This is a genomic window from Rhizobium sp. 2YAF20, from assembly GCF_052114685.1.
Taxonomy (GTDB): Bacteria; Pseudomonadota; Alphaproteobacteria; order Rhizobiales; family Rhizobiaceae; genus Rhizobium.
In genome coordinates, this window is the sequence record NZ_JBFRFF010000059.1 from 1 (window position 1) to 26,423 (window position 26,423).

Annotated in this window: 25 protein-coding genes and 1 pseudogene; 13 read left to right on the plus strand and 13 right to left on the minus strand. The window is 57.5% G+C overall.

Annotated elements, in window-relative coordinates; all coding sequences use genetic code 11:
* A partial coding sequence (locus tag AB4Z52_RS33315) for a hypothetical protein (protein WP_442222125.1) occupies positions 1–210 on the plus strand: 210 nt, incomplete at its 5' end.
* 35 nt (positions 211–245) lie between these two features.
* On the opposite strand, the pseudogene AB4Z52_RS33320 reads toward AB4Z52_RS33315, so the two are convergent.
* A pseudogene (locus AB4Z52_RS33320) lies at positions 246–422 on the minus strand (group II intron reverse transcriptase/maturase); the annotation flags it as partial.
* A 443-nt stretch (positions 423–865) separates the two neighbouring features.
* On the opposite strand from AB4Z52_RS33320, the gene AB4Z52_RS33325 reads away from it, so the two are divergent.
* The 5 genes from AB4Z52_RS33325 to AB4Z52_RS33345 are packed head-to-tail and all read left to right on the plus strand — an operon-like array spanning position 866 to position 8,851.
* On the plus strand, positions 866–1,861 hold the full coding sequence (locus AB4Z52_RS33325; RefSeq protein WP_442222126.1) for a glycosyltransferase family 2 protein: 996 nt from the start codon (positions 866–868) through the stop codon (positions 1,859–1,861).
* Between the two features lie 2 nt (positions 1,862–1,863).
* The gene (locus AB4Z52_RS33330; RefSeq protein WP_442222127.1) at positions 1,864–3,036 is read left to right on the plus strand and encodes a glycosyltransferase family 2 protein; all 1,173 of its coding nucleotides are present in this window, start codon (positions 1,864–1,866) and stop codon (positions 3,034–3,036) included.
* Positions 3,037–3,057: 21 nt separating this feature from the next.
* Complete coding sequence (locus AB4Z52_RS33335; protein WP_442222128.1) at positions 3,058–6,048, plus strand: glycosyltransferase; 2,991 nt, start codon at positions 3,058–3,060, stop codon at positions 6,046–6,048.
* Complete coding sequence (locus tag AB4Z52_RS33340) at positions 6,045–7,034, plus strand: glycosyltransferase family 2 protein (RefSeq protein ID WP_442222129.1); 990 nt, start codon at positions 6,045–6,047, stop codon at positions 7,032–7,034. Before AB4Z52_RS33335 ends, AB4Z52_RS33340 begins: the two co-directional genes overlap by 4 nt.
* On the plus strand, positions 7,031–8,851 hold the full coding sequence (locus tag AB4Z52_RS33345) for an ABC transporter ATP-binding protein (RefSeq protein ID WP_442222130.1): 1,821 nt from the start codon (positions 7,031–7,033) through the stop codon (positions 8,849–8,851). Before AB4Z52_RS33340 ends, AB4Z52_RS33345 begins: the two co-directional genes overlap by 4 nt.
* Positions 8,852–8,998: 147 nt before the next feature.
* On the opposite strand, the gene galE is transcribed toward AB4Z52_RS33345, so the two are convergent.
* From galE to AB4Z52_RS33375, 6 genes are all read right to left on the minus strand, one after another.
* Entirely contained in the window at positions 8,999–9,970 is a 972-nt protein-coding gene (gene galE / locus AB4Z52_RS33350) for a UDP-glucose 4-epimerase GalE (RefSeq protein WP_442222131.1), read from the minus strand.
* A complete protein-coding gene (locus tag AB4Z52_RS33355) occupies positions 9,967–10,941 on the minus strand; it encodes a UDP-glucuronic acid decarboxylase family protein (RefSeq protein WP_442222132.1) in 975 nt (324 codons plus the stop codon). The genes galE and AB4Z52_RS33355 overlap by 4 nt, the downstream gene beginning before the upstream one ends.
* A 515-nt stretch (positions 10,942–11,456) precedes the next feature.
* A complete protein-coding gene (locus AB4Z52_RS33360; RefSeq protein WP_442222133.1) occupies positions 11,457–12,893 on the minus strand; it encodes a family 16 glycosylhydrolase in 1,437 nt (478 codons plus the stop codon).
* 300 nt (positions 12,894–13,193) lie between these two features.
* Complete coding sequence (locus AB4Z52_RS33365) at positions 13,194–14,504, minus strand: HlyD family type I secretion periplasmic adaptor subunit (RefSeq protein WP_442222134.1); 1,311 nt, start codon at positions 14,502–14,504, stop codon at positions 13,194–13,196.
* Positions 14,501–16,252, minus strand: coding sequence for a type I secretion system permease/ATPase (locus AB4Z52_RS33370; RefSeq protein ID WP_442222135.1), 1,752 nt, complete (start codon positions 16,250–16,252; stop codon positions 14,501–14,503). The genes AB4Z52_RS33365 and AB4Z52_RS33370 overlap by 4 nt, the downstream gene beginning before the upstream one ends.
* Positions 16,253–16,576: 324 nt before the next feature.
* Positions 16,577–17,149, minus strand: coding sequence for a TetR/AcrR family transcriptional regulator (locus AB4Z52_RS33375; RefSeq protein WP_442222136.1), 573 nt, complete (start codon positions 17,147–17,149; stop codon positions 16,577–16,579).
* Between the two features lie 107 nt (positions 17,150–17,256).
* Between AB4Z52_RS33375 and AB4Z52_RS33380 the strand changes: the two genes are divergently transcribed.
* Complete coding sequence (locus tag AB4Z52_RS33380) at positions 17,257–17,943, plus strand: glutathione S-transferase family protein (RefSeq protein WP_442222147.1); 687 nt, start codon at positions 17,257–17,259, stop codon at positions 17,941–17,943.
* A gap of 57 nt (positions 17,944–18,000) precedes the next feature.
* Positions 18,001–18,969, plus strand: coding sequence for an alpha/beta fold hydrolase (locus tag AB4Z52_RS33385; protein WP_442222137.1), 969 nt, complete (start codon positions 18,001–18,003; stop codon positions 18,967–18,969).
* 395 nt (positions 18,970–19,364) lie between these two features.
* On the opposite strand, the gene AB4Z52_RS33390 is transcribed toward AB4Z52_RS33385, so the two are convergent.
* Together AB4Z52_RS33390 and AB4Z52_RS33395 are read right to left on the minus strand one after the other, a co-directional pair.
* Positions 19,365–19,637, minus strand: coding sequence for a hypothetical protein (locus tag AB4Z52_RS33390; protein ID WP_442222138.1), 273 nt, complete (start codon positions 19,635–19,637; stop codon positions 19,365–19,367).
* Positions 19,615–20,013, minus strand: a complete 399-nt coding sequence (locus tag AB4Z52_RS33395) for a hypothetical protein (RefSeq protein ID WP_442222139.1) — start codon at positions 20,011–20,013, stop codon at positions 19,615–19,617. The genes AB4Z52_RS33390 and AB4Z52_RS33395 overlap by 23 nt, the downstream gene beginning before the upstream one ends.
* A 190-nt stretch (positions 20,014–20,203) precedes the next feature.
* On the opposite strand from AB4Z52_RS33395, the gene AB4Z52_RS33400 reads away from it, so the two are divergent.
* Both AB4Z52_RS33400 and AB4Z52_RS33405 read left to right on the plus strand, forming a co-directional pair.
* Positions 20,204–20,530 (plus strand): hypothetical protein, encoded by a 327-nt coding sequence (locus AB4Z52_RS33400; RefSeq protein WP_442222140.1) that lies wholly within the window; start codon positions 20,204–20,206, stop codon positions 20,528–20,530.
* A 405-nt stretch (positions 20,531–20,935) separates the two neighbouring features.
* The gene (locus AB4Z52_RS33405) at positions 20,936–21,202 is read left to right on the plus strand and encodes a hypothetical protein (RefSeq protein ID WP_442222141.1); all 267 of its coding nucleotides are present in this window, start codon (positions 20,936–20,938) and stop codon (positions 21,200–21,202) included.
* Between the two features lie 347 nt (positions 21,203–21,549).
* Here AB4Z52_RS33405 and AB4Z52_RS33410 read toward each other — a convergent pair whose 3' ends face one another.
* A complete protein-coding gene (locus AB4Z52_RS33410; RefSeq protein ID WP_442222148.1) occupies positions 21,550–21,873 on the minus strand; it encodes a winged helix-turn-helix transcriptional regulator in 324 nt (107 codons plus the stop codon).
* Between the two features lie 127 nt (positions 21,874–22,000).
* Here AB4Z52_RS33410 and AB4Z52_RS33415 point away from each other — a divergent pair, with 127 nt between their 5' ends.
* Positions 22,001–22,594: an NADPH-dependent FMN reductase gene (locus tag AB4Z52_RS33415; protein ID WP_442222142.1), complete on the plus strand. Its 594-nt coding sequence runs from the start codon at positions 22,001–22,003 to the stop codon at positions 22,592–22,594.
* A 363-nt stretch (positions 22,595–22,957) separates the two neighbouring features.
* On the opposite strand, the gene AB4Z52_RS33420 is transcribed toward AB4Z52_RS33415, so the two are convergent.
* Entirely contained in the window at positions 22,958–23,827 is an 870-nt protein-coding gene (locus AB4Z52_RS33420; protein WP_442222143.1) for an aldo/keto reductase family oxidoreductase, read from the minus strand.
* Positions 23,828–23,941: 114 nt separating this feature from the next.
* On the opposite strand from AB4Z52_RS33420, the gene AB4Z52_RS33425 reads away from it, so the two are divergent.
* Positions 23,942–24,859 carry a LysR family transcriptional regulator gene (locus tag AB4Z52_RS33425; protein ID WP_442222144.1) on the plus strand — a complete coding sequence of 306 codons (918 nt, stop codon included), beginning with the start codon at positions 23,942–23,944 and terminating at the stop codon, positions 24,857–24,859.
* Positions 24,860–24,984: 125 nt separating this feature from the next.
* Here AB4Z52_RS33425 and AB4Z52_RS33430 read toward each other — a convergent pair whose 3' ends face one another.
* Both AB4Z52_RS33430 and AB4Z52_RS33435 read right to left on the minus strand, forming a co-directional pair.
* Complete coding sequence (locus AB4Z52_RS33430; protein WP_442222145.1) at positions 24,985–25,353, minus strand: VOC family protein; 369 nt, start codon at positions 25,351–25,353, stop codon at positions 24,985–24,987.
* Between the two features lie 521 nt (positions 25,354–25,874).
* On the minus strand, positions 25,875–26,198 hold the full coding sequence (locus AB4Z52_RS33435) for a barstar family protein (RefSeq protein WP_442222146.1): 324 nt from the start codon (positions 26,196–26,198) through the stop codon (positions 25,875–25,877).
* A gap of 101 nt (positions 26,199–26,299) precedes the next feature.
* On the opposite strand from AB4Z52_RS33435, the gene AB4Z52_RS33440 reads away from it, so the two are divergent.
* Positions 26,300–26,423 (plus strand): transposase (locus AB4Z52_RS33440; RefSeq protein ID WP_442222149.1); only part of this gene is annotated, 124 nt, incomplete at its 3' end.

The window sequence follows — 26,423 nt, forward strand, 5'->3', positions numbered from 1 at the left end:
GGTAACCGACGAACTGAGAGAGCACACTTTAGCGCAGTGGCCGCAGACGGCTTCGTCACCATGCAGGAAGCCACCCGGGCATTGGGCGTCACGCGCCAGACCGTGTTGCACCGTGTAAAACGCGGCGAACTTGAGGCTGCCCATGTCACCAAAGGTGGCAAAATAGGCTTACGTATCAAACTCATAGACACGCAGCCTACTCTCTTTTAACAGACCACATAAACCTGGAGGCAGTATGAAGCAGGATCCAATAGGCCTTTAATATCAAACTCTAGAACCCAATCGTATTTCCAGCACCGCTGACGCGTGACCCCTATGGCGTCCAGAGCAGATTTGCCCGGCCGGTAGCCATAGGAATCTGGCCGAAAGATCTGAACAAGTTCCGGTTCAATGAGCCGTTTGACCACCATTTGCGCGCATCTTTCACGCAGCTTTACGACATGTCTCTCGTCCATCTCCTTTCTGTCTGCATGTCTCTGCAGCACACGCTCAATGGCCTGCCTGCCGGTTTCCCCTGTCAACGCTTCGACGGCATCCTCGCGGATGTCTGCGCACGGCTCGGGGCCGATGTGGATCGCTATTCCTTCATCGTAGTGGACTCTCACCACCTACTCCTTGCCGGTCTCCCGGCGCACTAGCTTGAGATTCTCTTCGTCAAGAATCTCAAATTATCTGCCAAAGAAATTCGAAACAGCCGCATTCTCACATTAAAACAGCCGCATTCTCACATTAAGTGCCAAACGACAGCTGCGTCAGGCCAGTCTGATAGGAAGGACCGCCCTGATTTGCCTCGAATTCGCCCGATCGTTGAAGTGCAATGCATGCATCACCCGTTTTTGCCAACTACGATGAAACGAAGGCCCGAATGATCCAGGACAAAGCCACGGTAGGGGTGGTGGTGCCGATGTTCAATGCCGAGAGAACCATTCGTGCGACCCTAACCAGCATCTGCCAGCAGAGCCACGAGGCACTGGACATTGTCGTGGTGGATGATGGTTCGACGGACCGAGCCGCGTCAATCGTGGCCTCCTATGCCAAGAACGATCGGCGTATACGCCTTATAAGGCAGCCGAACGCGGGTGTTGCGCACGCTCGCAACAGCGGTGCGGCTGCTACCGATGCGGCGTTTCTGGCGTTTGTCGACGCCGATGATCTTTGGGCTCCATCCAAGATCGCGCTGCAGCTGCGCGTCCTGCAGGACGGTGGCTCTTCAGCAGGCCTTGCATATTGCTGGTTTGCCCATATCGACGAGGACGGTCGGGTATTCTCATTGCACAACCAGCCCGATGCCGATGGTGGCGTGCTGCAGCGCATGTGCAGAAAGAATTTTGTCGGTAACGGAAGTTCGATGCTTGTCCGTCGCTCCGCATTCGAGCAGGCGGGGCAATTCGATCCTTCCCTGAGGACGAGGAACGCACAGGGCTGCGAGGACCTACTAATGTGCCTCAGAATAGCGGAACGTTACGAGTTCCGTGTTGTGCCTCAACACCTTGTGGGTTACCGAATGACGAACACCAACATGTCGAGCGATGTCTTGCAGATGCTTCGTTCCTGTGAAATTGTGCTTGCAGAGTTTCGGGAAAAATATCCGCAATTCTGGGGCGATCTCGATGCACATTTGGTCGACATGATCCATTGGCTGGCTGTGAGAGCTTTGGTTGAGGGGAGGTTTTTCGCGGCCTGCGACCTATTGAAGAAATCCTTCGTCCTGGATCCAAGCACCGCGATTTCTCGTCTGCCTGACATGGTCAACGTGTACTGCCGGGCCAGATTGATCCCCCGCTGGATCAAAGTTCGAGCGAAACGGATGCTAAACAAGGACGCCGAATTTCGGCCTCTTTATAGCGAAATGAGTTGGTGAAGATGTCAATCATACCAAACCGGCTTGCAAACGTGCTGGAAGCAGATCTGCGGAAGACGTTGGGCGTGGCCGGGTGTGCAGGCGTCCGCCATGTGGATTTAGACATCCAGGTTGCTCCCGAAGACTGTGATGCCGGCATGATCGTCTTGTGGCGCGGTCGGCTGCCTGTCGGGCATTTGCTTAGGGGGAGCGACGGTCATTGCCGCGTTACCCCAATTGCCGCCGCTCAAGACTCAAGACCGAGCCCACCGGTTCTCAACCTGCCGAGCGCTAGCGTTGTCATTTGCACGCGCGACAGGCCGAACGAGTTGCGGCGCTGCCTCTCCTCCCTTCCCCAGCAAAGCTTCCCACCGGCAGAGGTCATCGTGGTCGACAACGCATCGAGAGGCGACGAAACGCGCGAGGTCGCGCTCGCCGCCGGCGCAATCTACCTACGCGAGGATCGGCCTGGCCTGGATATTGCTCGCAATCGGGGGGCTGAGAGAGCGTCCTCGGCAATCGTTGCATACACTGATGATGACGTTCTGCTTCATCCGCATTGGCTTGAGCAGTTGGTTGCTGCGTTCGACAGACCTTCGATAGGCGCGGTGACGGGTCTTGTGCTGCCCGCCGAGATTGCGACCGAAGCTCAGCGTCATTTCGAGACATTCTGGAGCTTCGGGCAGGGCTATGCACCCCAGGTTTTCCGCGCGGCCGACTTTGCCGCCAGCAAGCACGAGGTGTTCCCTGCCTGGAAAATCGGTGCCGGCGCCAGTATGGCGTTCCGGAGCGAAGTCTTTGACCGCGTCGGATTGTTTGACGAGCGCCTCGACGTCGGTCAGGCCGGATGTTCAGGCGACTCCGAATATTGGTATCGGCTGCTCGCCAATGGATATGACTGCCATTACCAGCCCAGCTCTGTCGCATTTCATTTCCACAGGCGAACCATGGAAGGTCTGGCCAAGCAGATCTACTCCTATATGCGCGGTCACTCAGCCGCGTTGCTCGTCCAGCATGAGCGAACTGGCGTCAAGGCGAATTTGAAACAAGCTTTCAAATGGAAGCCACTTTGGTACCTCAGCAGAGTTCGCAGGACACTGCTTGGACGCCGCGTCCCTGAGGATCGTTTCCTCTGGCAGGAAATCGCCGGCTATATTTCGGGACTCCTGTTCTACATCCGAACCAGGCGCGAGTAAGACGGCGTGGCGGATAATCCCTTGGTTTCAATCGTAGTCCCTGCGCGTAACGCCGCGGTGACGCTGAGACAAGCGCTCGATTGCCTCCTCGGTCAGTCCATTGCTGATTGGGAGGCGATCATCGTCGATGATGGCTCGACCGACGGTACCGACGCGATCATCGCCAGCTATGTGGAGCGCGATGCCCGATTTCGGACGGTGAATTCTTGCGCCCATAGCGCCGCGGGCGCGCGCAATGAAGGGATTTCGACGGCGCGCGGCCGCTGGCTCATGTTCCTAGATGCGGACGATTGGGTGGACGCCAGCTTCCTTGAGAAAATGCTGGCCGCCCTGGAAGCCGCTCCCGATCCGGTGGCTGGCTATTGCGGTTCGCGGCGAGTGATGCCCGATGGCGGACTCACCCCGTCGAGTATCGCGACGGAGGTTGCGATCCAGCCCTTCGAGACATTCGCGCGCCGGTGTGCCATCCGCACTCACGCATTGCTGATCGATCGGGCGACAATTGTCGAGTTGGGCGGTTTCGATGTGTCACTGCGCACCTGTGAGGACTGGGATTTGTGGCAGCGCGTCGGACGTCTAGGCAAACGTTGGGTGATGGTCGACGAGCCGCTCGCTTTCTATCGGGCGAGCCCCAACTCGCTCACCCGCAACTCGACGCAGATGCTGGCAGACGCGGCAATCGTGATCGCCCGCGGCTTTTCTGCTGACCCCAGGGTCAAACACCCCGCTTCGGCACACGCCAATGGAGCGACCTCTGAGGACGGCCGCGCCGCGCCCGAAGCACTCGCGTGGTTCGCACTCTGGAACGCCGCATCGGATTGCGACAGCGGCCGCTGCTCGATCAACCCGCAGACCCTGCATGCGCTCCCATCCAGATATGAATGGGCGCGTGAGGTCGCTAACGTGATCTTTGACGGCCTGATGGTAGGAAGTTTATCGGTGCCTGCGCAATTGGCTGCCAGGTGGGACAGGTTCGGCGGCCCCCTCACCGAGTTGATCATCGAACTCGGCAAGGTCTGGGGCGATCCCGTCGCGGGTCGCCGCGTGCAATATCATCTCGAGCGAATGCTTCTCGACTTCGACGACCTTGCCGCGCCGCGCCGGCTGGCGCGGACGCTCGGAATTCGCGTCGATGCTCAAAATCCGACCTCGACCGAGCTGCCGGAAGGGATCGATCAAATCTATGCCTACCTAATGATAGATGGCCAGATACAGGCCCTCGCGCAGTTCGGTGTGCTCGGGAGAGTGACAAGGCGTCATTGGATTGAACTGATCCTGAATTTCGAGCCACCGTTGGAGGCTCTCTCCGGTTATCAGCGCTTGGCGTTCCGCTTCTGGAAGGGTGCAGCGCGACTCGAGAGCCGATCGCGGGTACCAGCGTTGCAACAGGGCGCCGGAGCCTACAAGGCAAAGATGTTTGCAGCAAAGGCATTGCTGTCAATGGCAGGACGCCGGTCTGATCAGGACAGCCACTACGGCAAACTCGCGCGGTTGGCAGAGGAAGCGCAGCGGCTGGTGCGATCGAGCACTGAAGCGACAGAGCCTCCTGCACCGCCGCGCCATGCATCGACCGAGGATAAGCGCGACAATGATCGCATGTCATTCTGGGATCGCCATTTCGCGACCGAGGATCCCTGGAACTATGGTTCGCCCTACGAGCAGGAAAAATATGAGCGGCAGCTCGAAATTCTGCCGGCTGGTCCTATAGGACGAGCGCTTGAGCTTGCCTGTGCGGAGGGCCACTTCACACGGCAGCTGGCGCTGCGCGTGGGCCATTTGACCGCAACCGACATCTCCGCCGTAGCGATCGAGCGAGCGCGTGCGCGATGCAGGGACCAGCTGAATGTCGAGTTCGGCGTACTCGATTTTTCCGCGGATACCTTGCCAGGTGGGATGGATCTCATCGTCTGCTCGGAAGTGCTCTATTTCCTGGACGATCTCGCCGAGTTGCAGCGCTTGGCCACAAAACTGGTCGAGGCGCTAGCGCCCGGCGGCAGTTTCATCAGTGCACACGCGTTCGTGCTTTGTGACGATATGGAACGGACGGGCTTCGATTGGGACAACAAATTCGGTGGACAAGTGATCTCAGAGACGCTGGCGGCGACCGAAGGCCTCGTGCTTGAGCGATCTATCCAGACCGATCTCTATCGCATAGACCGCTTCCGCCGCCCGTCACCGCAAAATGTGGCGACGGAACCGACGGTCGAACATGTCCCGATCCGCGCGCCAATCGAAACAGAGGTCGCGCGAAACATCGTCTGGGGTGGCGCGCGGGCGCTGCGCCGCGATGTCGCACGCGAGCGGCGGCAGCGTATTCCAGTTCTCATGTATCACAGCGTCTCCGAGGACGGCCCGGCTACGCTCGCCCGTTACCGGTTCACGCCCGCCGCGTTCGACAGCCAGATGAGATGGCTGCGCGCCAATGGCTTTCACGCAATCATGTCCGAGCAGCTGGAATGGTTCTTCGCCAACCGTCACCCTTTCGTTGGCCGCCCGGTGCTCATCACCTTCGACGACGGCTTCCAGAACTTTGCCGACCATGCTTGGCCGACCTTGCGCGCGAACGACCTGACCGCGGAAGTGTTCCTGGTGACGGACCTGGTGGGTGAAAGTGCAATGTGGGATGCCGATCGCGGATCGCCGACGCCGCTCATGGACGCCGGGACGGTGCGACGCCTCGCCGCCGAAGGTGCATTCTTCGGAAGCCATCTGGCGACGCATCGCGCGATCGATGGTCTATCGAGTTCCGACCTGGCCGCCGAGCTATTGCGCTCACGTATGTTCATCGAGCGGTGGACCGGCCGGCCGTCGATGGCGCTCGCGGCACCTTTCTCTGTCACCGACCGACGGCTTGGCCGGCTGGCCAAGGAGTGCGGCTACAGAATCGGCTTCGGCGGCAGACACGGGCCAGCGAACCTCGATTGCGATCCGATCGACCTTCCCCGCATAGAGATCCGCGGGGATCGCTCGCTCGATGACTTTGTTGCCATTGTAGAGGCCGTGCTCGAATGAAGGGCGAACTTGTCAGTGTCATTATTCCCGCTCACAACGCGCAAGATACAATCGACGAGACGCTCCGCAGCGTTCGCTCGCAGTCCCACCGCGCGCTCGAGATTGTTGTCGTCGACGATGGATCGCGCGACCAGACTATCGCCATCGCCCGACATCACATGGCGATCGACCCGCGGGTGCGACTGATCGAGCAGGCAAACGCCGGCGTGGCCGCCGCCCGCAATACTGGTTGGCGAGCGGCGCGATCCGATCTGATTGCATTCGTCGATGCCGACGATCTCTGGGCGCCGACCAAGATCGAGCAGCAGCTGGCTGTGTTCGATCGGACGGACGAGAAAGTGGGGCTTGTCTACTCCTGGTATTTGGTGATCGATGGCCAGAGCACGGTAACTGATGATCAGCATCGGCCAAACTGGCGGGGCGATGTGCTTGAACGGCTTTTCCACGGCAATTTCGTCGGCAACGGCAGCGCCGCCCTGGTGCGCCGGCAGGCACTCATCGACGCCAACGGTTTCGAGAGTCGGCTGCGCGAGGCGGGCGCGCAGGGTTGCGAGGATTTCCTCTTCTATTGTCGCGTCGCCGAAAGGTATCACTTCGAAGTCGTGGAAGAGCCGCTGGTCGGGTATCGCTTTCTGCCGGGAAATATGTCGAGCAACATGCCTCGCATGTTGCGGTCCTGGATGCTTGTGGTGGACGAGATGCTCGGTCGCCACCCGAATGCTGCACCTGCGTTGCGCGAGGGCCTGCATTTCTATTCGGCGTGGCTCCTGGAGCGGACCTTGCGCCAGAGACAACCGCGCCATGTCCTTCCGATCCTGTCACTGCTGTTTCGCCATCATCCCGCAATCGCCATGCGGATAATCGCCGTCGATCTGCCGCGGATCGGCACGCATTTGGCCAAGCGCGTCGTGACGAGGCTGGTGCGTCGTCGCCGGCCGGTCTGCCCGCAGGTGACAGCGCGCTTCCCAACCGGGGAACTGAAATGAACGAAGCGAAAGACGCCATACGCCGCGGTGCGGTCCGAGCTTCGTTGCGCGATCTTTCGCACCTGCTTCGCATCGTTGGGAAGCAACGCTGGGCGACCCCTGCTTTGCTCGCGCTGGGCTTTCTGTCATCCCTGGCGGAGACGCTGGGCATCACTCTGATCCTACTGTTCCTTTATTTGGCGTCCAACCGGATCACGGAGGCAGGAAGTGGCTTTCAGGGTCGAGCGCTGGGCATGGCAGTGGCCTGGTTTGGTGGCGCTACCCGACTCGGCTTCGCAATCCTCCTGCTGATTCTCGCGCGTGGAGCGCTGGCGCTGGCATACTCATTGATAAGCTCCAGCATCGGCGAGCGGATCAGCGAACGCGCGCGCAACCTCGTCCACGAACAATATTTAAGAGTCGCATTCGGATCCATCCAACGGCACGAGCAATCGCAGCTCATGGAAGTGCTCGGGACCGAATCTTGGTTGGTCGCGCAAGCGTATGGGGCTGTCACCCGACTTATCATAAACAGCTGCTCGATCTTCGTTTTCGCCGTCTTCCTGCTTACGATCTCCTGGAAGATCCTGCTGATTGCAGCTCTCGGCTCAATTGCGATCTCGGCGATCTTGCGCATCTTTTCGCAGCCCGCGCGTGACCTGGGGCGTCAGGTGAAGAAGATCCATCAATCGCTCGGCGAGCACATGCTCATGACGCTCCAGGCGTTGCGGACCATCCGCGCCTATGGGCAGGAGACACTTCATCAACGCCGCTTCGTGCAATCGTCGGCCGCGGCGCGTAACGCCTCGTTGTCCCTAATCCGCCTTGCGTCGTGGATCGGCCCGACCACCGAGATTGGCTATCTGGGGATGTTGGGCTCTATCGTCCTGGTATCTGGGTGGTGGCACATCAGCTTCGAGGTGACGCTGGCCGCTGTCGCGCTGCTATATCGGTTGCAGCCCCATACGCAGGAGCTCGAAAGCAACCTGCTGTTTCTGGCGCAGGTGCAACCGCAACTGCGCTCAGTCCTAGAGATGATCCGGTCCGAGGACAAGGAATATCCATCGCAGGGAACTATCGCGCTCAGGAATTTGAATGCGAGTATCGTCTTCGAGCACGTAAGCTTTGGGTATGATCCAAACACGCCGGTGCTCACTGACCTGTCGTTCGAGATTCCAACGGGAGTAACTACGGCACTGATCGGCGCAAGTGGCGCCGGCAAGACTACGATCGTGAACCTCCTCCTGCGGCTATACGAACCAACCTCCGGGGACATCAAGATTGACGGCACCCGGTTGGAAGACATCAGGCGGGACGATTGGCTTTCCAAGATCGCCGTAACGGGTCAGGACGTCGACCTGGTCGAGGGCACGGTGACAGACAACATCCGAATGGCCAAAGCCGATGCGACCGAAGAAGAGATCATTGCAGCCGCCCGCAGTGCCGGCGTCGCGGCGTTCGTCGAGGACCTTCCCGACCGCTATGATACCTGGATCGGGCAGGAAGGGCTACGATTTTCGGGCGGACAGCGGCAGCGCATTGGCCTTGCGCGGGCTGTACTGCGCGATCCGGACTTCCTGATCCTGGATGAGGCGATGAACGCACTCGATACTGCGCTCGAGGACCAGGTGCGACGTGCGATTGATCGGCAGCTTGGCAAAAGGACAATTTTGCTCATCACGCACCGCATCGAATCGGCGCGTGACGCCGCAAATGTCATTTGGATAGAGAACGGCAGTGTCAACAGCCAAGGGCCCGCCTCTGTCATTGTTCCTCTGTATCAACATCACCAGCACGAAATTGTATGTGCCTCTGAGGCTGAGAGTAAGGGGCGGTAACCCTGCCTTAATTTCTTCAATTGGCTTTACGGCTGACACCAGCGACTCGGTCCGGTGCGGGCGGCAAATCAAGATCAAGAGTTTTTCGCTCGGCGCAGTCGCTGCTCTCTCGATGACAGACGGGTAGGCTAGCCGCCAGCGAACCTATCACTCGCGACGATACCAGGCTAGTGCCGTTCCGACGATGTTATCGATTCCGGATTGCTCAGGGACCCAACCGAGTTCCCGCTTCGCCTTGCCGGCGGCGGCTACGAGCGCTGGCGGGTCGCCTGCCCGGCGCGGACCGTAAACCACAGGAAGGCGCGATCCCGAAGCCCGGCTCACCGCATCCACCAGCTCTTTCACCGTCGTTCCAGTTCCAGTACCGAGATTGTAGACGTGGACACCCTTGTCGCTGAGAAGCTTCTCCCCTGCCAGGACGTGAGCACGCGCGAGATCGGCGACATGGATATAGTCCCGAACTGCGGTCCCATCGCGGGTGTGGAAATCGGTGCCGTTGATAGTAAAAATCCGACCCGGCCTGATCGCCGCCTCGATAGCGAGGGGAATGACGTGTGTTTCCGGCTCATGCCGTTCGCCAATCTTGCCGTCGGGATCGCACCCGGCAGCATTGAAGTACCGAAGCACGACAGCGCTGAGGCCATGGGCATACGAGAGATCGTCCACCATCCGCTCTATGATGAATTTCGACCATCCATAGGGATTGATGGGAGACTGCGGATGCATTTCGTCAATCGGAGAGCGCACTGGAACGCCATAGGATGCGCAGGTGCTGGAAAAGATCAGCTTGCCGACACCGGCCTTGAGCATTTCCTCGAGCAAAACCAACGATCCGAAACTGTTATTTCGGTAGTAGAGTTCCGGGTGCTCGACAGACTCGCCGACATAGGCATAGGCGGCGAAGTGCGCCACGACATCCGGCCGATATTGTCGTAGCGCCGCCGACACGGCTGCGGCGTCGGAAATGTCGCCTTCGACAATCGGTCCCCATTTGACAGCGTCGCGCCAACCACGCGAGAGATTGTCATACGCAATGACCGACCAACCGGATTCGGCGAATGCCTTGCAACAGTGTGATCCGATATAGCCGGCCCCACCGGTGACCAAGACTGTCTTCATTCGGCACCCGTGGGCCTTACATACCCCGATGAGACCAAGCCTTCGAAATAGGCAATTGTCTTGGCAAGACCGTTGCGCAATGCGGTTCTTGGCTTCCAATTGAGCTCACGCAAGGCACTTGCGATATCCGGCTGTCGCTGCCTTGGGTCGTCGACGGGCAAAGGCAGAAATCTGATCTTCGACCGGCTTCCAGTAAGTTCGATCACAAGATTGGCGAGTTCGAGCATCGTGAATTCGACCGGATTGCCGAGGTTGATCGGACCGGTAACGTCGTCCCCCGTTTGCATCAGGCGGACCAGACCGTCGATCAGATCGTCGACATAGCAAAATGAACGTGTCTGCTGGCCGGAGCCGTATACCGTTATCGGCTCGTTTTGCAGTGCCTGCATGATGAAGTTGGAAACCACGCGGCCGTCGTCCGGACGCATCCTCGGACCGTATGTGTTGAAGATGCGCGCTACCTTGATCCGCAGCATGTGCTGTCGCCAATAGTCGAAAAACAGGGTTTCGGCACATCGCTTCCCTTCATCGTAACATGAACGGGGGCCTATTGGGTTTACCCTACCCCAGTAGTCCTCGGTCTGCGGGTGAACTTCAGGGTCGCCGTAAACTTCGGACGTGGACGCCTGAAGGATCTTTGCCCGAACCCGCTTAGCGAGCCCCAGCATGTTGATCGCTCCATGCACGCTGGTCTTCGTCGTCTGGACCGGATCGTACTGATAGTGGACGGGGCTTGCCGGACAGGCTAGGTTGTATATTTCATCAACCTCTACGTAGAGTGGAAACGTCACATCATGGCGAATGATCTCGAAGGATCTGTTGTCGAGCAAATGGGAGACGTTTTTTCGGCTACCGGTGAAGAAATTGTCGACACATGCAACCTCGTGACCTTCACCAAGCAGCCGCTCGCACAAAAACGATCCCAGAAAACCCGCGCCCCCAGTTACCAGGATTCGTTTTACCTGCTGCATCTCGGAATCTCCAAGGCGATCTAGTCAAGACTAATACCATAATAGCCTGCCGACGGGGCGACTTACCAGCCGCCTGCGTTCAATTTTCGTTGCCGATCTCTTGTGTGGCGAGATCAGATGACCGCGACGCGATTAGGATGCATGGCTCGAAAACGCCAGCATCACGCTGATCGCTTGAACTAGGAAGCCCGCGCCTCTGGCACAATGTAGGCCGGCCAGATTTTTCAGCACTGTTGCAGAGATCAAATTTGGCGCGATATAACCCTACCCCCTGCGTTTCTCATGCAACGCGCTCGAATTCCGGACGACCAAGTTCAGTCAGAAAGCGTGATCCAGCGCGTTGATCCTCCAGGCCGGAGGCTTCAAGGCGCACGGGTAATTACTCGCGGTTTACGCGCAACGCCAGCCCAGGCTCGCGCGTTCGTCGACACCGAAACACCATCAAACATGTCTCCAAGAAATAGCAGCAAGGTGGCAAACAGGCCCACTGAAGGATCGCGCGTCCCCACTCGATCTCAGCTATGCCAGTCGGTGGCAGACGTAACATGTTGTGCGGTCGTCGTTGCATGATCATTGAGCGCATAGGCGTGGACATAGTCTATCTTGAGCTGCGAACCGTGATCGAGACCATTGGTTGGCGTTCCGGCGACGCCTCCGACAGCCAGATCTACTAACATATACATGGGCTTATTCATGTCGCTCGGCGTGTTCGCATGCGCCACAGCTACATCGTCGAAATACCAAACAATCTGATCTTTGTCCCAAAGGACGCCGTAGTTGTGAAATCCGTCGGTGCTTGGCACGTGCACGGCCGTCGACTGCATTGTATGCGTCCCGGTAGCGTTCGAATGAGCGGTAACGTTGACAGTATTGGGATCCTGGCCGCGCATCTCGACAACGTCCAGTTCAGGCGGCCATGAGCCATCTTGTGGCAGGAGCCAAAAGGCGGGCCAGACACCCGTGTCATTGGGCATGTCGGCGCGAATTTCGAAATATCCATAAGTCTGAGCGAAGGACGAATGCGTCGTTAGAATACCGGAGGTATAATTGTAACCGTCGATCAAGCCTTTAATCGCAGCAGGCGTTGGTTCGGCCGATATCGTCAGGACGCCGTTTGCGACGGAAAAGGGATTGACCGCCTGTGTCGGGGCATAGGCCGGATTGATGTACCATTGCAACTCGCCATTGTTCGGCAAAGTGCTGCCCTTGTCGGGTGCCCAGGGGAACTTCGCATCCCATGTGCCGGTGGTCCCGCTATGCAGGGAGAGACTGTTGAAGTCGTCGGAAAAGGTTTGCGTCAGGGCAGAGCGGTCAAGGCTCAGGGAGAACTGGTTGGCATGGAGATCCGCAGCAGTCTTGTTGGCAAAAACAAGGCTTTCTCCACCGCCGAGATCAAGCTTGAGATTCGCGCCTTGCTGTGTCACGTGCTGCACTACCTGGTCGAAGGAGGTAAAGCCGTATTTGTTGAGACGGACAACGTCATCGCTTCCAAAATCCGTGATCAGGTCGCTGCCATTGCCACGAGTGAATATAAACGTATCGGCTCCGCCGCCCCCGATCAGCACATCGTTTCCAGCACCACCATCGATCGTCTGACTGCCGGAGCCGCCGGTTATGATGTTGTCGGCAGAATTTCCAAAGGCGTAGCTTCCATTGCCGGTAACGGTCAGGTTCTCGAAGTTGTCCGGAAGGGTATAGCTCATCCAGGTATTGATCGTGTCGACACCCTGTCCCGGCAACTCCGAGGCGTGATTGATACTGGAATACAGATAGTAGATGTCGTCGCCAGTGCCGCCGCTCATCGTCACGTTGACGGAACTGTCGCCCCACATGGAATCGTTTCCTGCCGTGCCATAGAGGAGAGGACCGGAACCGGTTGCAGAAAAGAACCCTGTCGAGCTTCCGCTGTAGGGGAGCGCGATTCCCAAGGCGTTGGTGACCGTCTGACTCATTGAAACACCCATCGGTTTGACATGTCTGCTCTCACGATCGAAGTCTATCATTGCCTCCGTCTTTCGGAGAACGGCAAACGCCCCAGACGGGGCAATGCGTCCAGAGATCCCCTCAAAAATGGCAACAGGTTTAACGTATGCTCGGCGGATGACATATGGGGACTGCGATATGTTTCATTGCGGGGCCACCCAAGGCGACCCGTTCTTTATTGCGGCTGAACAAGATCGTGAACGATCTCAAATGCGGCTCGTGAGCCGAGCGAAGGCGTCCCAATCATGACGATTGACCGGTCGAAGGAGCTACTCTTCTTTGAAGGCCCGCGCCATCTGATCGGTGAATGGTTTTGTCAAATAGGCAAGCGCGGTACGATTGCCCGTCTGAATGAAAGCCTCCACCGGCATGCCAGCGACAGGCGCGAGATTGCCGAGCTTCATCCACTCTTCATCAGGAACCTTCACGCGCAGGCTATAATAGCTTTGGCCGGTTCGCTGATCCGTCGTCAGATCGGCCGATACGTTCATGACGGTGCCGTTTAACTCTCGCGTATCCCGTTGGCTGAAAGCGGAGAGGCGAAGGACGACGCTTTGGCCGCTCGTCACTTGGTCGATGTCCTGAGGAGACACTTTAACCTCCGGCGTCAGAGCATCCTGGCTTGGCACGATCTGCATGACTGCTTCGCCCGGCGCAACGACAGCGCCAGGCGCGTGGACCGCGAGTTGATGCACGATGCCCGCCTGAGGAGCGCGAATATCAATATGCTTCAATTCATCCTGTGCCGCGATCAGCCGCTCTGAGTATTCGCCGGTTTCGCTTTGAGCCTGACGAAGCTGATCAGAGACCTCGCTTCGCTGGTCGTCATCCACCTGGATGATTTGCAACTCGGTCTCGGCGATCTTTCCCTTGGTTTCTGCTGTCGATGCAACCAGACTCCCGAGTTGACCGGAGAGGTCGGCCGCGTCGCGCTGCAGGGAATAAACCCGTGTTGCCGGAATTATACCCTGCTGCAGCAATGGCTGCAGCGTCGCAAGTTCCTTGCCAATGATCTCGATTGCCGACCGTTTTCCATCCTGCTGAGCGTTGAGCCCATCAACCTCCTGTGCAAGCTGATGAATTCTTTCTTTGAGTTGAGCCTTCCGGCCGATCTTCGACGCCTGCCGATCGTCGAACAATCGCGTCTCACCCGCCATCATCTCTGCAATTTCCGGCAATCGGCCTGCAGCGGTCAGTGCTGCCGGAAACGCGACCGCATTGTTGACGTCGCGCTCCGACTCCAATCTCGCCGATCTGGCGGCCAGCTCGCTCAGCCTTTTTGAGACAATGGCAAGATTTGCAAGCGTTTGGGTGTCGTCAAGGTGGATGAGTATCTGGCCGGCCTGCACGCGGTCGCCATTCTTGACGAAGATTTCACCGACCGTCCCGCCCTTGAGATGCTGGACAGGCTTGACATAGCTGTCGACAACCAGCGTGCCCGAAGCGATTACGGCGCCAGAGATTTGTGTCGTTGCGGCGAGACCACCCAACACGCCCACAAGCAGAAAGACCGTCGCAAGAGCAGTCAGTGTCAGACGGCGAATAGCCTCCTCGGCCAAAGGTGCGGGGTATCCTGTCATTCGGCGGCATCCTCCCCGGCGATCATCAGCCGCATCGGGGCCGACGCTGGCACCGAAGTCCTCGTCGCCTTCCCCAAGATTTCGTCCTTCGGTCCGAAAGCCCGTTGCTGGCCATTGGCCAAGATCAGCACCTTATCGACGGCAGCCAGAGCACTTGGCCGATGAGCGATCACGATCACCACCCCGCCCCTTGCCCGAATACCCAAAATCGCGTTCGTCAGGGCACCCTCGCCCTCTGCATCGAGATTGGAATTCGGTTCGTCCAGAACGACCAGAAACGGATCGTTATAGAGGGCTCGCGCCAAAGCGATGCGCTGCCGTTGACCGGCTGATAAAGCCGAGCCGCGGTCGCCGATATCGGTATCGAAACCATCGGGAAGCTGTACGATCAATTCGTAGATGCCTGCAGCCCTGGCCGCCGCGATGATCTTTTCCGATGGAGCGTCTCGATCGAACCTGGCTATATTTTGCGCTATCGAGCCATCGAACAGCGATACGTCTTGCGGCAGATAACCAATATGCCCCCCCAATTCTCGTTGATTCCACTGTGTAATGGAGGCGCGATCTAACCGTACCGTGCCCGAAATCGGTTGCCATACGCCCACGAGGCCCCGCGCCAGTGAAGACTTTCCAGAAGCGCTCGGTCCAATCACCCCAACCGCTTCGCCGGCCAAAACGGTGAAGGAAACGCCACGTACGGTGGCAACCTTAAGACCCGGCGGAGACAGATAAACGCCTTCAACTCGTAGTGTTTCGCGTGGTGCAGGAAGATTGACCTTGTGTACATGCTCCGGCATCAGCTGGGTGAGATTGGTGAGGCGGGACCAACTGGCGCGCGCCGCGACGAAGCCCTTCCATTGACCTATTGCCAATTCGACCGGAGCCAGCGCCCTACTGAGCAGTATTGAACTTGCTATCATGATGCCGCCGGTGGCTTCCTGGCGAATGACGAGAACTGCTCCAACAGCCAGGACGCCGGATTGCAACATCATCCTGACAATCCTGGAGGTCGTGGCGAGCGTGCTCGTGATGTTCGATGCTTGCAGATGATTGGAAAGATAGCGCCGGTTGATTTCCGCCCAACGCTCCCCGATTGAATGACCAAAGCCCATCGATAGTATTGCTTCGGAATTGCGGTGCGTTGCCTCCGCAAGTGCGTTTCGCTCAGACGCGATCTTGGCCGCCTCGGCTGCAGGTTGCCTCGACTTGATTTCAGTCAGAGCGGTCAGGCCGACCAGTATCAGCGCGCCCGCGAGCGCCATCGCTCCAATCCAGACATGGAACAGGAAGCATAGGGCCAAATAGAATGGCATCCACGGAATATCGAACAGTGCCGTTGGACCAGGTCCTGACAGAAATCCCCGAACACTGTCGAGATCGCGTACCGATTGCAATCCGTCGCCGGGCGTCTGCGAGCGAGAAGGTAGAACAATCAGAGAACGGCAAACCATCTCTCCGAATTGTTCGTCGACCGCCGCGCCGACTCTTACCAACAGCATCGATCGGATCAATTCCAGGATGCCCTGAAAAGCAAAGAGCGTTGCAGCAACCACGCCAAGCCCGACAAGCGTTGGAAGACTACGGCCGGGTATGACCCGATCGTAGACCTGCAACATGAAGAAAGATCCTGTCAGCGCGAGGACGTTGACAACCGCGCTCGTCAGGCCGATGCCGAGGAATGCCTTTCTCAATGAGAAAAGAACCGCCACAAGAAAGGTCTTCGGTTGCGTTGCCTTTGATTGAGACACGAACGCCCCTATTGTGCCTGGTAAAATGGAATTCTGTGCGATGAGCGCTCCTGCATCTCTGCGTTTTGGCACCAAGGCTTTCACGCAAGCGCGAACCGCCTTGCGGGTTCACTCCTTAACCTTATAGCCCAAAAGGATTAGTTTTCGATCAAAAGCTTTTCATGGTTTCATTTCGGATAATAAGAAAGATCAAAGTTTATTGAGCGTGAAGGGTCGGTTCTCAAAGAAAATCAACACTCTATCGCCTGCCACGGTTGACCCATTGCGGCCCCTCGCTGTCCAAGTCCAGTGAAACAGCACCTTGCCACGATCCGCCGTCAGTGATCAGGGTATAAGGCCGGTTGTTCTGTAAGCATGGATGCATTGATCGAAAATCTCTATCTCTCCGCGGCCTCGCGCGACGAGCTGCGCGCCCTCGATTGCCGCGAAAATCGCCACGGCTTGTTCGCGGATCGCGTCCGCCTTCGCCTTTGGTTTGTGTCGCGTCAATAGCTTGATCAGCCATTCAACATTGACATCTGTAAACCTGTCGACTTGCGTGCGGACATCCGTCGGCAGCCCGTCATATTCGGCGGCCATGATCCCACAAAGGCACATACGGTTGTCGTTGGCCAACGCCGAGCGGAAGGCCCCAGTATATGTCTTGATCGTCTGGTCGAAATCTACCGGCTCTACCGACAGCCCATTCAGAAACGCTTTGGCCTCGTCGGCATAGCGGCTCGCCAGCGCAGCACCCAGGTCTCCCTTCGTGGGGAAGTGGTAGTGCACGCTGGCACTTTTAACTCCCACTTCCTTGGCGATATCGCGGAAGCTCAAAGCATTATAACCGCGCGCCTGGATCATCGGCCGGGCGATGGTCATTATGACTTCGCGAGTGTCTGTGGTGGTCACGGTCATTCTCCTATTTGTCTATCAATCGATAGATAGCGCTTGACAGCCGGAATGGAAAGGTAAATGTAGCGGAGGTAATCTATCTATCGATAGATATATAAGGAGCCACCATGATGAAAATCCATGACCGTGCCGGCTTTCCGAACCCAGCCCGTATCCGCATCGTTCTCGCGGAAAAGGGATTGGACGCAGACGTCGAGTTTGTTTCCGTCGATCTGATCGGTGCCGAACATAAGCAGCCTGACTTCCTTGCAAAGAATCCGTCGGGCGTTCTTCCAGTCCTTGAACTTGATGACGGGACGTTCCTCTCAGAGTCGACTGCCATCACCGAATATCTGGACAATCTCGATGGCAACCCGACCTTGACGGGGAAGACCCCGCTCGAGAAGGGCCGCATCCACATGATGCAGCGCCGCGCCGAGGAGGGTCTCCTCGACGCCGTCGGTATCTATTTCCACCACGCTACTCCCGGTCTCGGTGCCGATCTGCAGGCTTACAAAAGCCCTGAATGGGCCGGCCGCAAGGAGTGGGGTGAACGGCATCGCGACAAGGCGGTCAGCGGGATGCGGTACTTCGACGGCATCGTGAGGGATCAGCCGTTTGTGGCAGGCGAACGCTTCTCGATGGCTGATATCACCCTATTTGCAGGCCTGATGTTTGCCGATGCCGCAGGCATCGTTATTCCCGACGATTTGACATCGCTGCTTATGTGGCGCGCCGCCGTGGCAGAACTGCCCAGTGTCAAGCATCGTAGCGGGCAGACTTTCGAAATCGGCGATCTACGCCGTCTCGGTTTCTGAGCGCTGCGGTCAGCGCTCACCTCTCCCAACTGCACATCGTTTTTAAGGAATAAGCCCATGTCGTATGACACTATTGGCGCGTCGCGTCGTAATCTGATGTTTGGCGTTGCGGCAGCCGCAGCAGGTGCCGGCTTGCTGGCAGCTTTACCGACTGCCGAGGCGAAAGCCGCGCCGGAAAATACCACGTCGACCGCGAGGCTTACCTCCAACACCGTGACGACCAAGGACGGAACGGTGTTGTACTACAAGGATTGGGGCACCGGTCCGGCCGTGGTCTTCAGCCATGGCTATCCGCTTTCATCGGATGCCTGGGAAAACCAGATGATGTTCCTGGCGCAGAACGGCTTCCGCGTTATCGCCCACGACCGTCGCGGCTTCGGCAGATCGAGCCAGCCCGGCCATGGATACGACTACGACACCTTTGCAGACGACCTCGCAACGCTTGTCGATGCACTGGATCTGAAGGATGCCGCGTTCATCGGACATTCCATGGGTGGTGGTGAAGTGGCACGGTACATCGGTCGGCACGGAGAAAAGCGTGTGGCCAAAGTTGCTTTGGTCGCGGCCGTCACACCCTTCCTGGCCAGGACGGACACCAACCCCAACGGCGCTCCAATCGAAGTCTTCGATTCCTTCCGCGCGGCAGTGCAGGCCGACCGTTCGCAATGGAACAAGAAGGTGTCGATGCCCTACTACAACTACAACCGCCCCGGGGCGAAGGTCTCGCAAGGTGTGCGCGAGGAATACTGGCGGCAGGGCCAGACCACGGGCATTGTAGCAGCCTACCAAGCTATCGGCGCGTTTTCCGAAACGGACTTCAGAGACGATCTGAAGAAGATCACCGTTCCCGTCCTGATCGTTCATGGCAGCGATGATCAGATCGTGCCGATCGAAATCTCCGGGAATATAAGCGCGAAAATCCTGAAGGGTGGCAAGTTCCTCATCTACGAGGGCGGCGCGCACGGTCTTATCGTCACCCAAAAGGACAAGCTCAACGCCGACCTTCTGGCGTTTTTAAAGTCATAGTCCCCGAGGCCGCGCAGGTTCGTAACCTTCGCGGCTTCAGTTCAAGGGCCGGCCGGAAGACAGGGGTGTCCGGTGGCCGTCGTCCAGGGAAAATAGCAACCTGCCCTGCCTGCGATCCGCCTCGACCTGTAAGGCCTCATAAAAGATCTACTGGCTGCCAGGACGCACAAGAGTTTGTTAAGACCCAGGAGGGGGCCGCTGATCCTATTGACGATGGCCTGTGCGAGCGTCTTTGACGTTCCGGAACTGCATCTGTCTTGGACATATCCATCGCTACGGCGCAGTGACTAGATGCCTGCACATACCCGTTCAGATTCCGCGTTATCCGTTTTTCGTGGTAATGTTGTCGTCATTCCATTCCAACTGCCGACAGTTGGCGTCGGTGACAGGATTGATCATCCGGCGACAGTTGTTCTTGCCCGATCTCTGGCCACTGCTTCCTCGAGGTCGCGCCCGGAAACCGCCAGAAATTGCCTTTTCGCATTTGTGATTCCAATCGCCGGCACCTCAAGATGCGTCGCGGTCTTGCGGAAAGCAGCCAACGAGAGGCCCTCGATTGGTTCTTCATCAACGGTCACCACGTAGGTGCCAGGTTCAAAGGGCTTGGCGATTGCTCCCAATACAAAGGGATAGGCGAATGTGATCTCAGTCTTCGTTCGTCGTTCCATGTTCGCCTTTTTCCTTTTCGTTGACTGTTCGAACGTTGACCGACTTCAAATTGCGCTTCGAAACTAGTATGTGCCGCGCGCCAAACTGGTCATCCTTGATCACCTGAGGAACGCCTTGCATCGCGTAGCGGTGAAGTGCCGGAGCCAGCGCTTGCGAAAAGTGTATGCGCTTTCCCAGTCGACGCTCCAGTTCGGTTGCAAGCTCGGCTTTCGAAGTCATACCCTCTCGAAATATCTTCGTGAGAAGATGTTTAGCTTCCTTGGCAGCCGACTCATTTCTCAGCGAGGCAGGGGCATCATAGCCTGCCTCCTTCCAAACTTCTTGAAGCATATCCAGGTCGGCGGCGGACAGGACGGCAGGGGATTGGGAAGACATGACGTCCTCCTTCATTTGGGGCCAGGGTGCATTCGCCCTTAAACAGCGGCGCCGGAAATCACAGCTGCCGATGTCGCGACCATGCGCCATTCGATATCCGGTGGCAAGGCGAGCGAAAACAATTTTATGATGCGATGAACAAATTCTCTTCTCAGCAGTTGTATCTACTCGCAAGCATCAGGAGTGGACCATGTATAACGCGAAACGCGACGGCGAAGGCAATGGTGCATCCCATGCGATCCCGTCGATGGGTGCGATCGAGGGCCGGATCACGGTCCTTGAAGTTATCGCGACGACGTCGCTCGGACTTTTGCTGAAGAATGGAGACAAGCATGCCGCCCAGCATGTGCTTTCGATCATCCGCAGGGCGATGCGGGCGAAATGTAACGACATACATCTGGGCGTGGCGGACGCCGACTCGGCGATCGCCTACGCGCAGGAACTGCTCGATGCGACTTTCGAGAATGTTGAATTTCCGATTCCAAAATCGCTAGCTGACGACCTTTTGATTGCTTGACGTCATCGGCGCCAACGGCGATTGGCCGAGCCGGTATCGCTGGCAGAACTTTGCCGTTCGAGAGCGGTTTCTGCCAAAAAGGAGGGCGCCACTCGCGACGATGGTGAATGTTCAAGATGGTGAGCCTATGACCATGATATGCCACTGGCTCGTGGTCGACCCTTGGAAGGCTCAGGTCACCAACGTGGAAGTCAGGTCTCTCGAGCGCACTCACCTCGCGACGCCGAACCCTATGGTGTCAAAAGGGTCGTAGAATCGGATCGAGATCTCGACCCAAACAGCAAAAGGCGAGATGAATCTCACATTAACGCCAAGGCCAGATTAGGTTCATCCCCATAGGATTAAGTTTGAACCAACGTCGCTACTGGACGTTGTAGACACGCAAATGCCAATCGGAGGAATCCCGTGAACAAGTTCTTTATCGCCTCTGCAATCGCTCTGGCTTCGCTTGCAGCAACTAGCCTCCCATCCCATGCCGCCTCGGTGGAGGTCATGACCGATGGCGGAAACAACGATGGCAACTACGATGGCCAAAACTATCATCGCCGTCATCACTACGACGAGCACGCCCAGTGGGATCAAAAGCGGCATCACCGCGACTGTTTCACCAAGACGGTAAAAGAGTGGCACCACGGGCACAAGGTTATCACTGAAGAGCGGATTTGCCGGTAATCTTTTTGCGCTTGGCCCGGCCGTTGTCGGGCCAAGCGCGTTGGCAAACTGGCGTTGACGCTTCGAGAATGTCGCAAAGAGGGACGCAGCCCAGCGCGCGCAATCTTCCAAAACGAGTTTCGCCGAAGCCTGTCATCGATTTGCGATGCGCATCAGCGTCAGGCTTAGCCGAGCGAGCGGATCGACGCCATTCATTTTGGCCGCCTTTGGGAGTGTAGCGGTCGCCCATTTCTAGCCGCATCGCTGACTTCCAGGGAAAAGATTGCTTTCTTCGTGTAGTGGTTTGCCTACCACCTGTGACGCCGCGCATCCATCTTTGCGTGGGCATCACCTGGTTTAATACTGGCCTACGGCGCTGCCCGTCGCGCTGCGTAAGCGGCGCGGGCTGCGTCAATCCGAGGTGAGTTCGCATGGGTCCAGTCAGCAAGTGCCTGAACCGGCTGCCAAAAATCGTGGCCGAGGTCCGTCAAAGCATATTCCACTTGTGGCGGCGTCACAGGGGTGACTGTTCGTGTCACAAAACCATTCTCCTCAAGGTCGCGTAGGGTGGATGCCAGCATTTTCTGACTGACCTCACCGATCTCGCGCTTCAGCGCGTTGAACCGAAGAGGACCACCACCCAAAGCTCGTACCACTAGCAGCGTCCACTTATCACTGATCCGAGCCAGCATGCGGCTGATGGGCTCGCAAGCCGTGGTTTCCTCGTGGATACCTGGTTTCCTAAAAGTGCTTTCTTGATGAGACACTCGAACCTCATGTAGATGGTTACGAACCGAAACCAACATACATGAGGATACCATGGTTCCGAAGCCAAAAATCGCCATCATCATCGGCTCGACCCGCCCCACGCGCTTTGCCGACAAGCCGGCACAATGGATGTTGAAGCAGGCGCAGGCGCGCGACGACATCGAGGTTGAACTGGTCGATCTGGGCGACCATCCGCTGCCGTTCTTCAGCGAGATGGCATCGAACATGTGGATGCCGAGCCAAAATCCCGAAGCTGTCCGTTGGCAGGAGACCATCGGCCGCTTCGACGGCTATATTTTCGTGGTGGCGGAATACAACCGCTCGATCACCGGCGTGCTGAAGAACGCTCTCGATCAGGCTTATAAGGAGTGGAACCGGAAGCCCTTCACTGCCATCGGCTACGGCGGTACAGGTGCGTCGCGCGCTATCGAACACCTGCGCGGGATAGGGGTCGAGTTGCAGATGGTGTCGACCCACGCCGCCGTTCATATCGGCGGCGGAGATTTCATGGCGGTGTTCCCCATGGGCGGCAACAAGCCGATCGAAGAGATCGAGGCAAATCTTCTGCCTTCAGCCAATACGGCGCTCGACGAACTGGTCTGGTGGGCAAAAGCCACAATGGCTGCCAAAGCAGCCGAACTCTGATTCCTGATTGTCCATCTAGATTGTGGGAGTGCGACCACAAACGTCTCGGATTTCAATGCGTTAGCAAGGGTTTTTCAGGCACTTTCTATCCGGCAATGCTTGCCATCGTTGATCATAGTCGCCGCTTTCGGCGCGTTTGAGACCCCCGCTTGATGGCGTCATGTGATCAAATCGGGCTCGAATGAATATGCGCGGGAACTGCCGTTGGCGTGCAACTGAAGTCCGGACTTCTGGAAGCGACCCTGACTCTCGCTCAAGCGATATGGCAGGCGATGGCTTCCAAACCTACGGCTCGGTGCGCCAGCACACAAACGCGGCGAGCCCTCCCCGCGTTCCGATGTCCATTCGCCAGCGTTAGACGCCTCAGGCGACGGCTACCCCGTCGAGTTCTGCCATCGCCTCCGCCGAAAGGATAATGTCGGCTACAGCGAGATTTTCTCTCAGGTGGGCGCGCGACGAGGTGCCTGGGATCAGCAGGATGTTTGGAGCACGTTTGAGGAGCCAACCGAGCGCCACCTGCAGCGGTGTCGCGCCAAACCGGGCCGCGACACCTGACAGTGTCGAGGACTGCAGCGGTGAGAAACCGCCGAGCGGGAAGAAGGGGACGTAGGCAGTCCCTTCGGCAACAAGCCGATCGATTAGGGCATCATCACCGCGGTTAGCGAGATTATATTGATTCTGGACGCATACGATGTCGGTGATCTTGCGGCCATCTTCGATCTGTTTTGCCGTCACATTCGACAGGCCGATATGCTTGATGAGGCCCTGGCGCTGCAGGTCGGCCAAAACCGAGAGAGGTTCATCAAGTGACCCCTCGGCAGGGCCGTGAACGTCGAACATCGAACGCAGGTTGACCACCTCGATCACGTCGAGCCCGAGGTTTCTGAGATTGGCATGGATAGCCTGCGTGAGTGCTTCCGCCGAGAAGGCAGGCTTCCAGGAAGCGTCCGCGCCGCGCGTTGCGCCAACCTTGGTGACAATCACGAGATCGTCCTTGTATGGATGCAGTGCTTCCTTGATAATCTGGTTGGTGACATGCGGGCCATAGAAGTCGCTGGTGTCGATGTGATTGACCCCACTTTCCACCGCTTCGCGCAGGACTGCTATTGCCTCCCGGCGATCCTTTGGTGGACCAAAAACGCCCTTGCCGGCAAGCTGCATCGCGCCGTAGCCAAGCCGTTTTACCGTGCGGTCTCCGAGTTTGAATGTTCCCGATTTTCCAACGTAAGACATGAAATCTCTCCAATTGAGGGCACAGCGGAAATAGGCCTTTAACATTGTCTCGGCAATTGGCTACAATCCGGACGGGCTGTCCGGCATTTCGGACAATCGCATAGAGGCCAGAGCATGAAGCAGGGTAAGCCGGAAATATGGGATGTCAGCGCCTTCCTTGCAGTGGCGAGGGCTGGAGGTTTTCGCGAGGCTGCACGAGCAGGCGACATCAGTTCATCGGCGCTCAGCGATGCGGTTCGGCGTCTCGAAGCGGAGCTTGGTGTTCGGCTTTTGAACCGCACCACGCGTAGTGTCGTGCCAACGGAAGCAGGCCGCGGCCTGATGGAGCGCCTCGGCCCTGCATTCGGTGAGATCAATGCCGCGCTCCAACATGTGAGGAGCTTTCGCGATCGAGCGGCGGGGACGTTGAAGCTCAATGTTCCCGTCAGTACCGCGCGACTGGTTCTGCCGCGCATCGTGCCATCCTTTCTCACAGCCTATCCCGACATAAAGCTCGAAATCGTCACCGACGAAAGTTTTGTCGATATCATCGCTGCAGAGTGCGATGCTGGCATCCGCTATGACGAACGGCTGGAACAAGATATGATCGCGGTGCCGATTGGCCCGCGTATCCAGCGCTATGCCAGCGGCGCTTCGCCTGCGTATCTTGCAGCCCAAGGCAGGCCGGAACATCCGCGGGACTTGCTTTCGCATGCATGTATCCGAGGCCGTTTTGCGGGCCGGGCCATCTCGGCCTGGGAATTCGAGCGTGAGGGCGAAGTCGTCAAAATCGATCCACCAGGTCCGCTCGTGGTGCAGGCCGGGGGCGGCACGGACCTTGGAGTTTCGGCCGCGATTGCGGGAACAGGCATCGTGCAGCTTTTCGAGGATTGGCTAAGGCCGCATTTCGAAAGCGGCCAGCTTGCACCTGTTCTGGAGCCCTGGTGGCAGAGTTTTTCCGGCCCTTTCCTGTACTATCCCGGCCGGCGGCTAGTGCCGGCACCGCTTCGCGCCTTCATCGATTTTGTCAAGGCGATGCCCTGTGATGAATAAAGTTTGATGTTTTGCCGCCTGAGAACGACCATCGAGATTCGAGTCACTACGGACGCCCGCTCGCACAGCGCAAGTAAACATCAAAATAGTGGATGACGTGACGCAATCTGAAGGGATCACTCTTACTATTTTCTCGGCTCAAACAGCTCGATTAAATTACCCGAGGGGTCCTCGCATAAAGTTTGCCACCCACCCGGCCCCTCAATGACGTCATTGCGGAAGGGCACGCCTTGTTCACGCAAGGAAGCGGCAAGTCCGGGCAAGTCCTGAACTTCCAGTACAAATCGGTTCCAACCGCCGGGCTCGGGTTTTCGACCATCCAACATCGGCTTGGCGGCAGAAGCCGTCGGGCCGGCGAGCCAGAGAGAGAGGTCATCGCGCGTGAGTATCGCCATCGCTGGGCCGAACTGCTGCTGCAGCGTGAAGCCAAGATGCTTTGCATAGAAAGCCACACTGGTCTCGACATTGTCGACTAGATACCGAATTGACGCCATCGAAACAAACCTCATTTAGCGTTGATAGCGAATTCCCAAAGATTGTGCGAAGAGTCACTCCGGAATTCCTGAATTCAAGATGCCATCGCATTGTTTACCAGATAGTGCCCCGCGGCGAATGAGATTTTCGACGTCTGGACCACCATGGGGTGTTGCCCTTGCCTGCCACCTGCGACGCCGCGCATTCATTTCTGCGTGGGCATCACCTGTGGGCTACAGTTCTGGGCATCAAGTCGCCATTGATGCCAAAACGGGATCCGGCACGACTGGAAAATCAAGGAATTAGAGGGATTTAGCGAGAATTGGCTGGGGAACCTGGATTCTCACATGATTTCAATGGCTTATCGAGATGGCCCTTGAAATTTCCTCTGTTTTCCATCGCGAGCGACCGTGGATGCTACCTTTGTGCCCTGGCTTTGGGCATCAGTCCACAGGACGGGCGAGCGGCAATAATTTCCGCTATTGGCCGATATTGTTGAAAAAACCGGCTTTTTGGCGCCTCGTCTTGCAGCGATCAACTATCAGTCGCGGAGCAAACGCTCCACGGCCTCCCTGTCCGACTGTGCAAACGCAACTTCAAAACGATGAGTCTCACCTGGACGCCAGTCGAGCACGGAATCTCGCAGCAAGCGCACGTATATCTTCAATTCCGATTCAGATAGGGCGGGCAAATTAGTGTGAACCAGGACCACTAGCTGCTCATTAATCCAACTGAAATCCCGTAGGCCGTCGAACAATGCATCCCAGTTGAAGCCGAAATATGCAGGGAATGTGAGGACGTCGGCAAGCCTTTCCAACAACGTCTGTTTGTTTGACATGGAGTGTAAGCGATGCATAGACCCCATCTGGCGAGTGCGCTGCTGAGGTTCTATTCGTGCCTGAGAAATTGGGAGCTCTGGTATGAACTGCTATGTCTGCGCCTATGTCTGAACATAGAACATTCCATATGATCGAAGCTGTGGCCAGTCCCCTTGAGGGTGCGCCGCGGCAGTTCCGTCGTTGGTCAGACGATTTCAAGGCGCAGGCGGTGGCCGAAGCCATGGAACCTGGGGCGAGTGTTTCGGCGATTG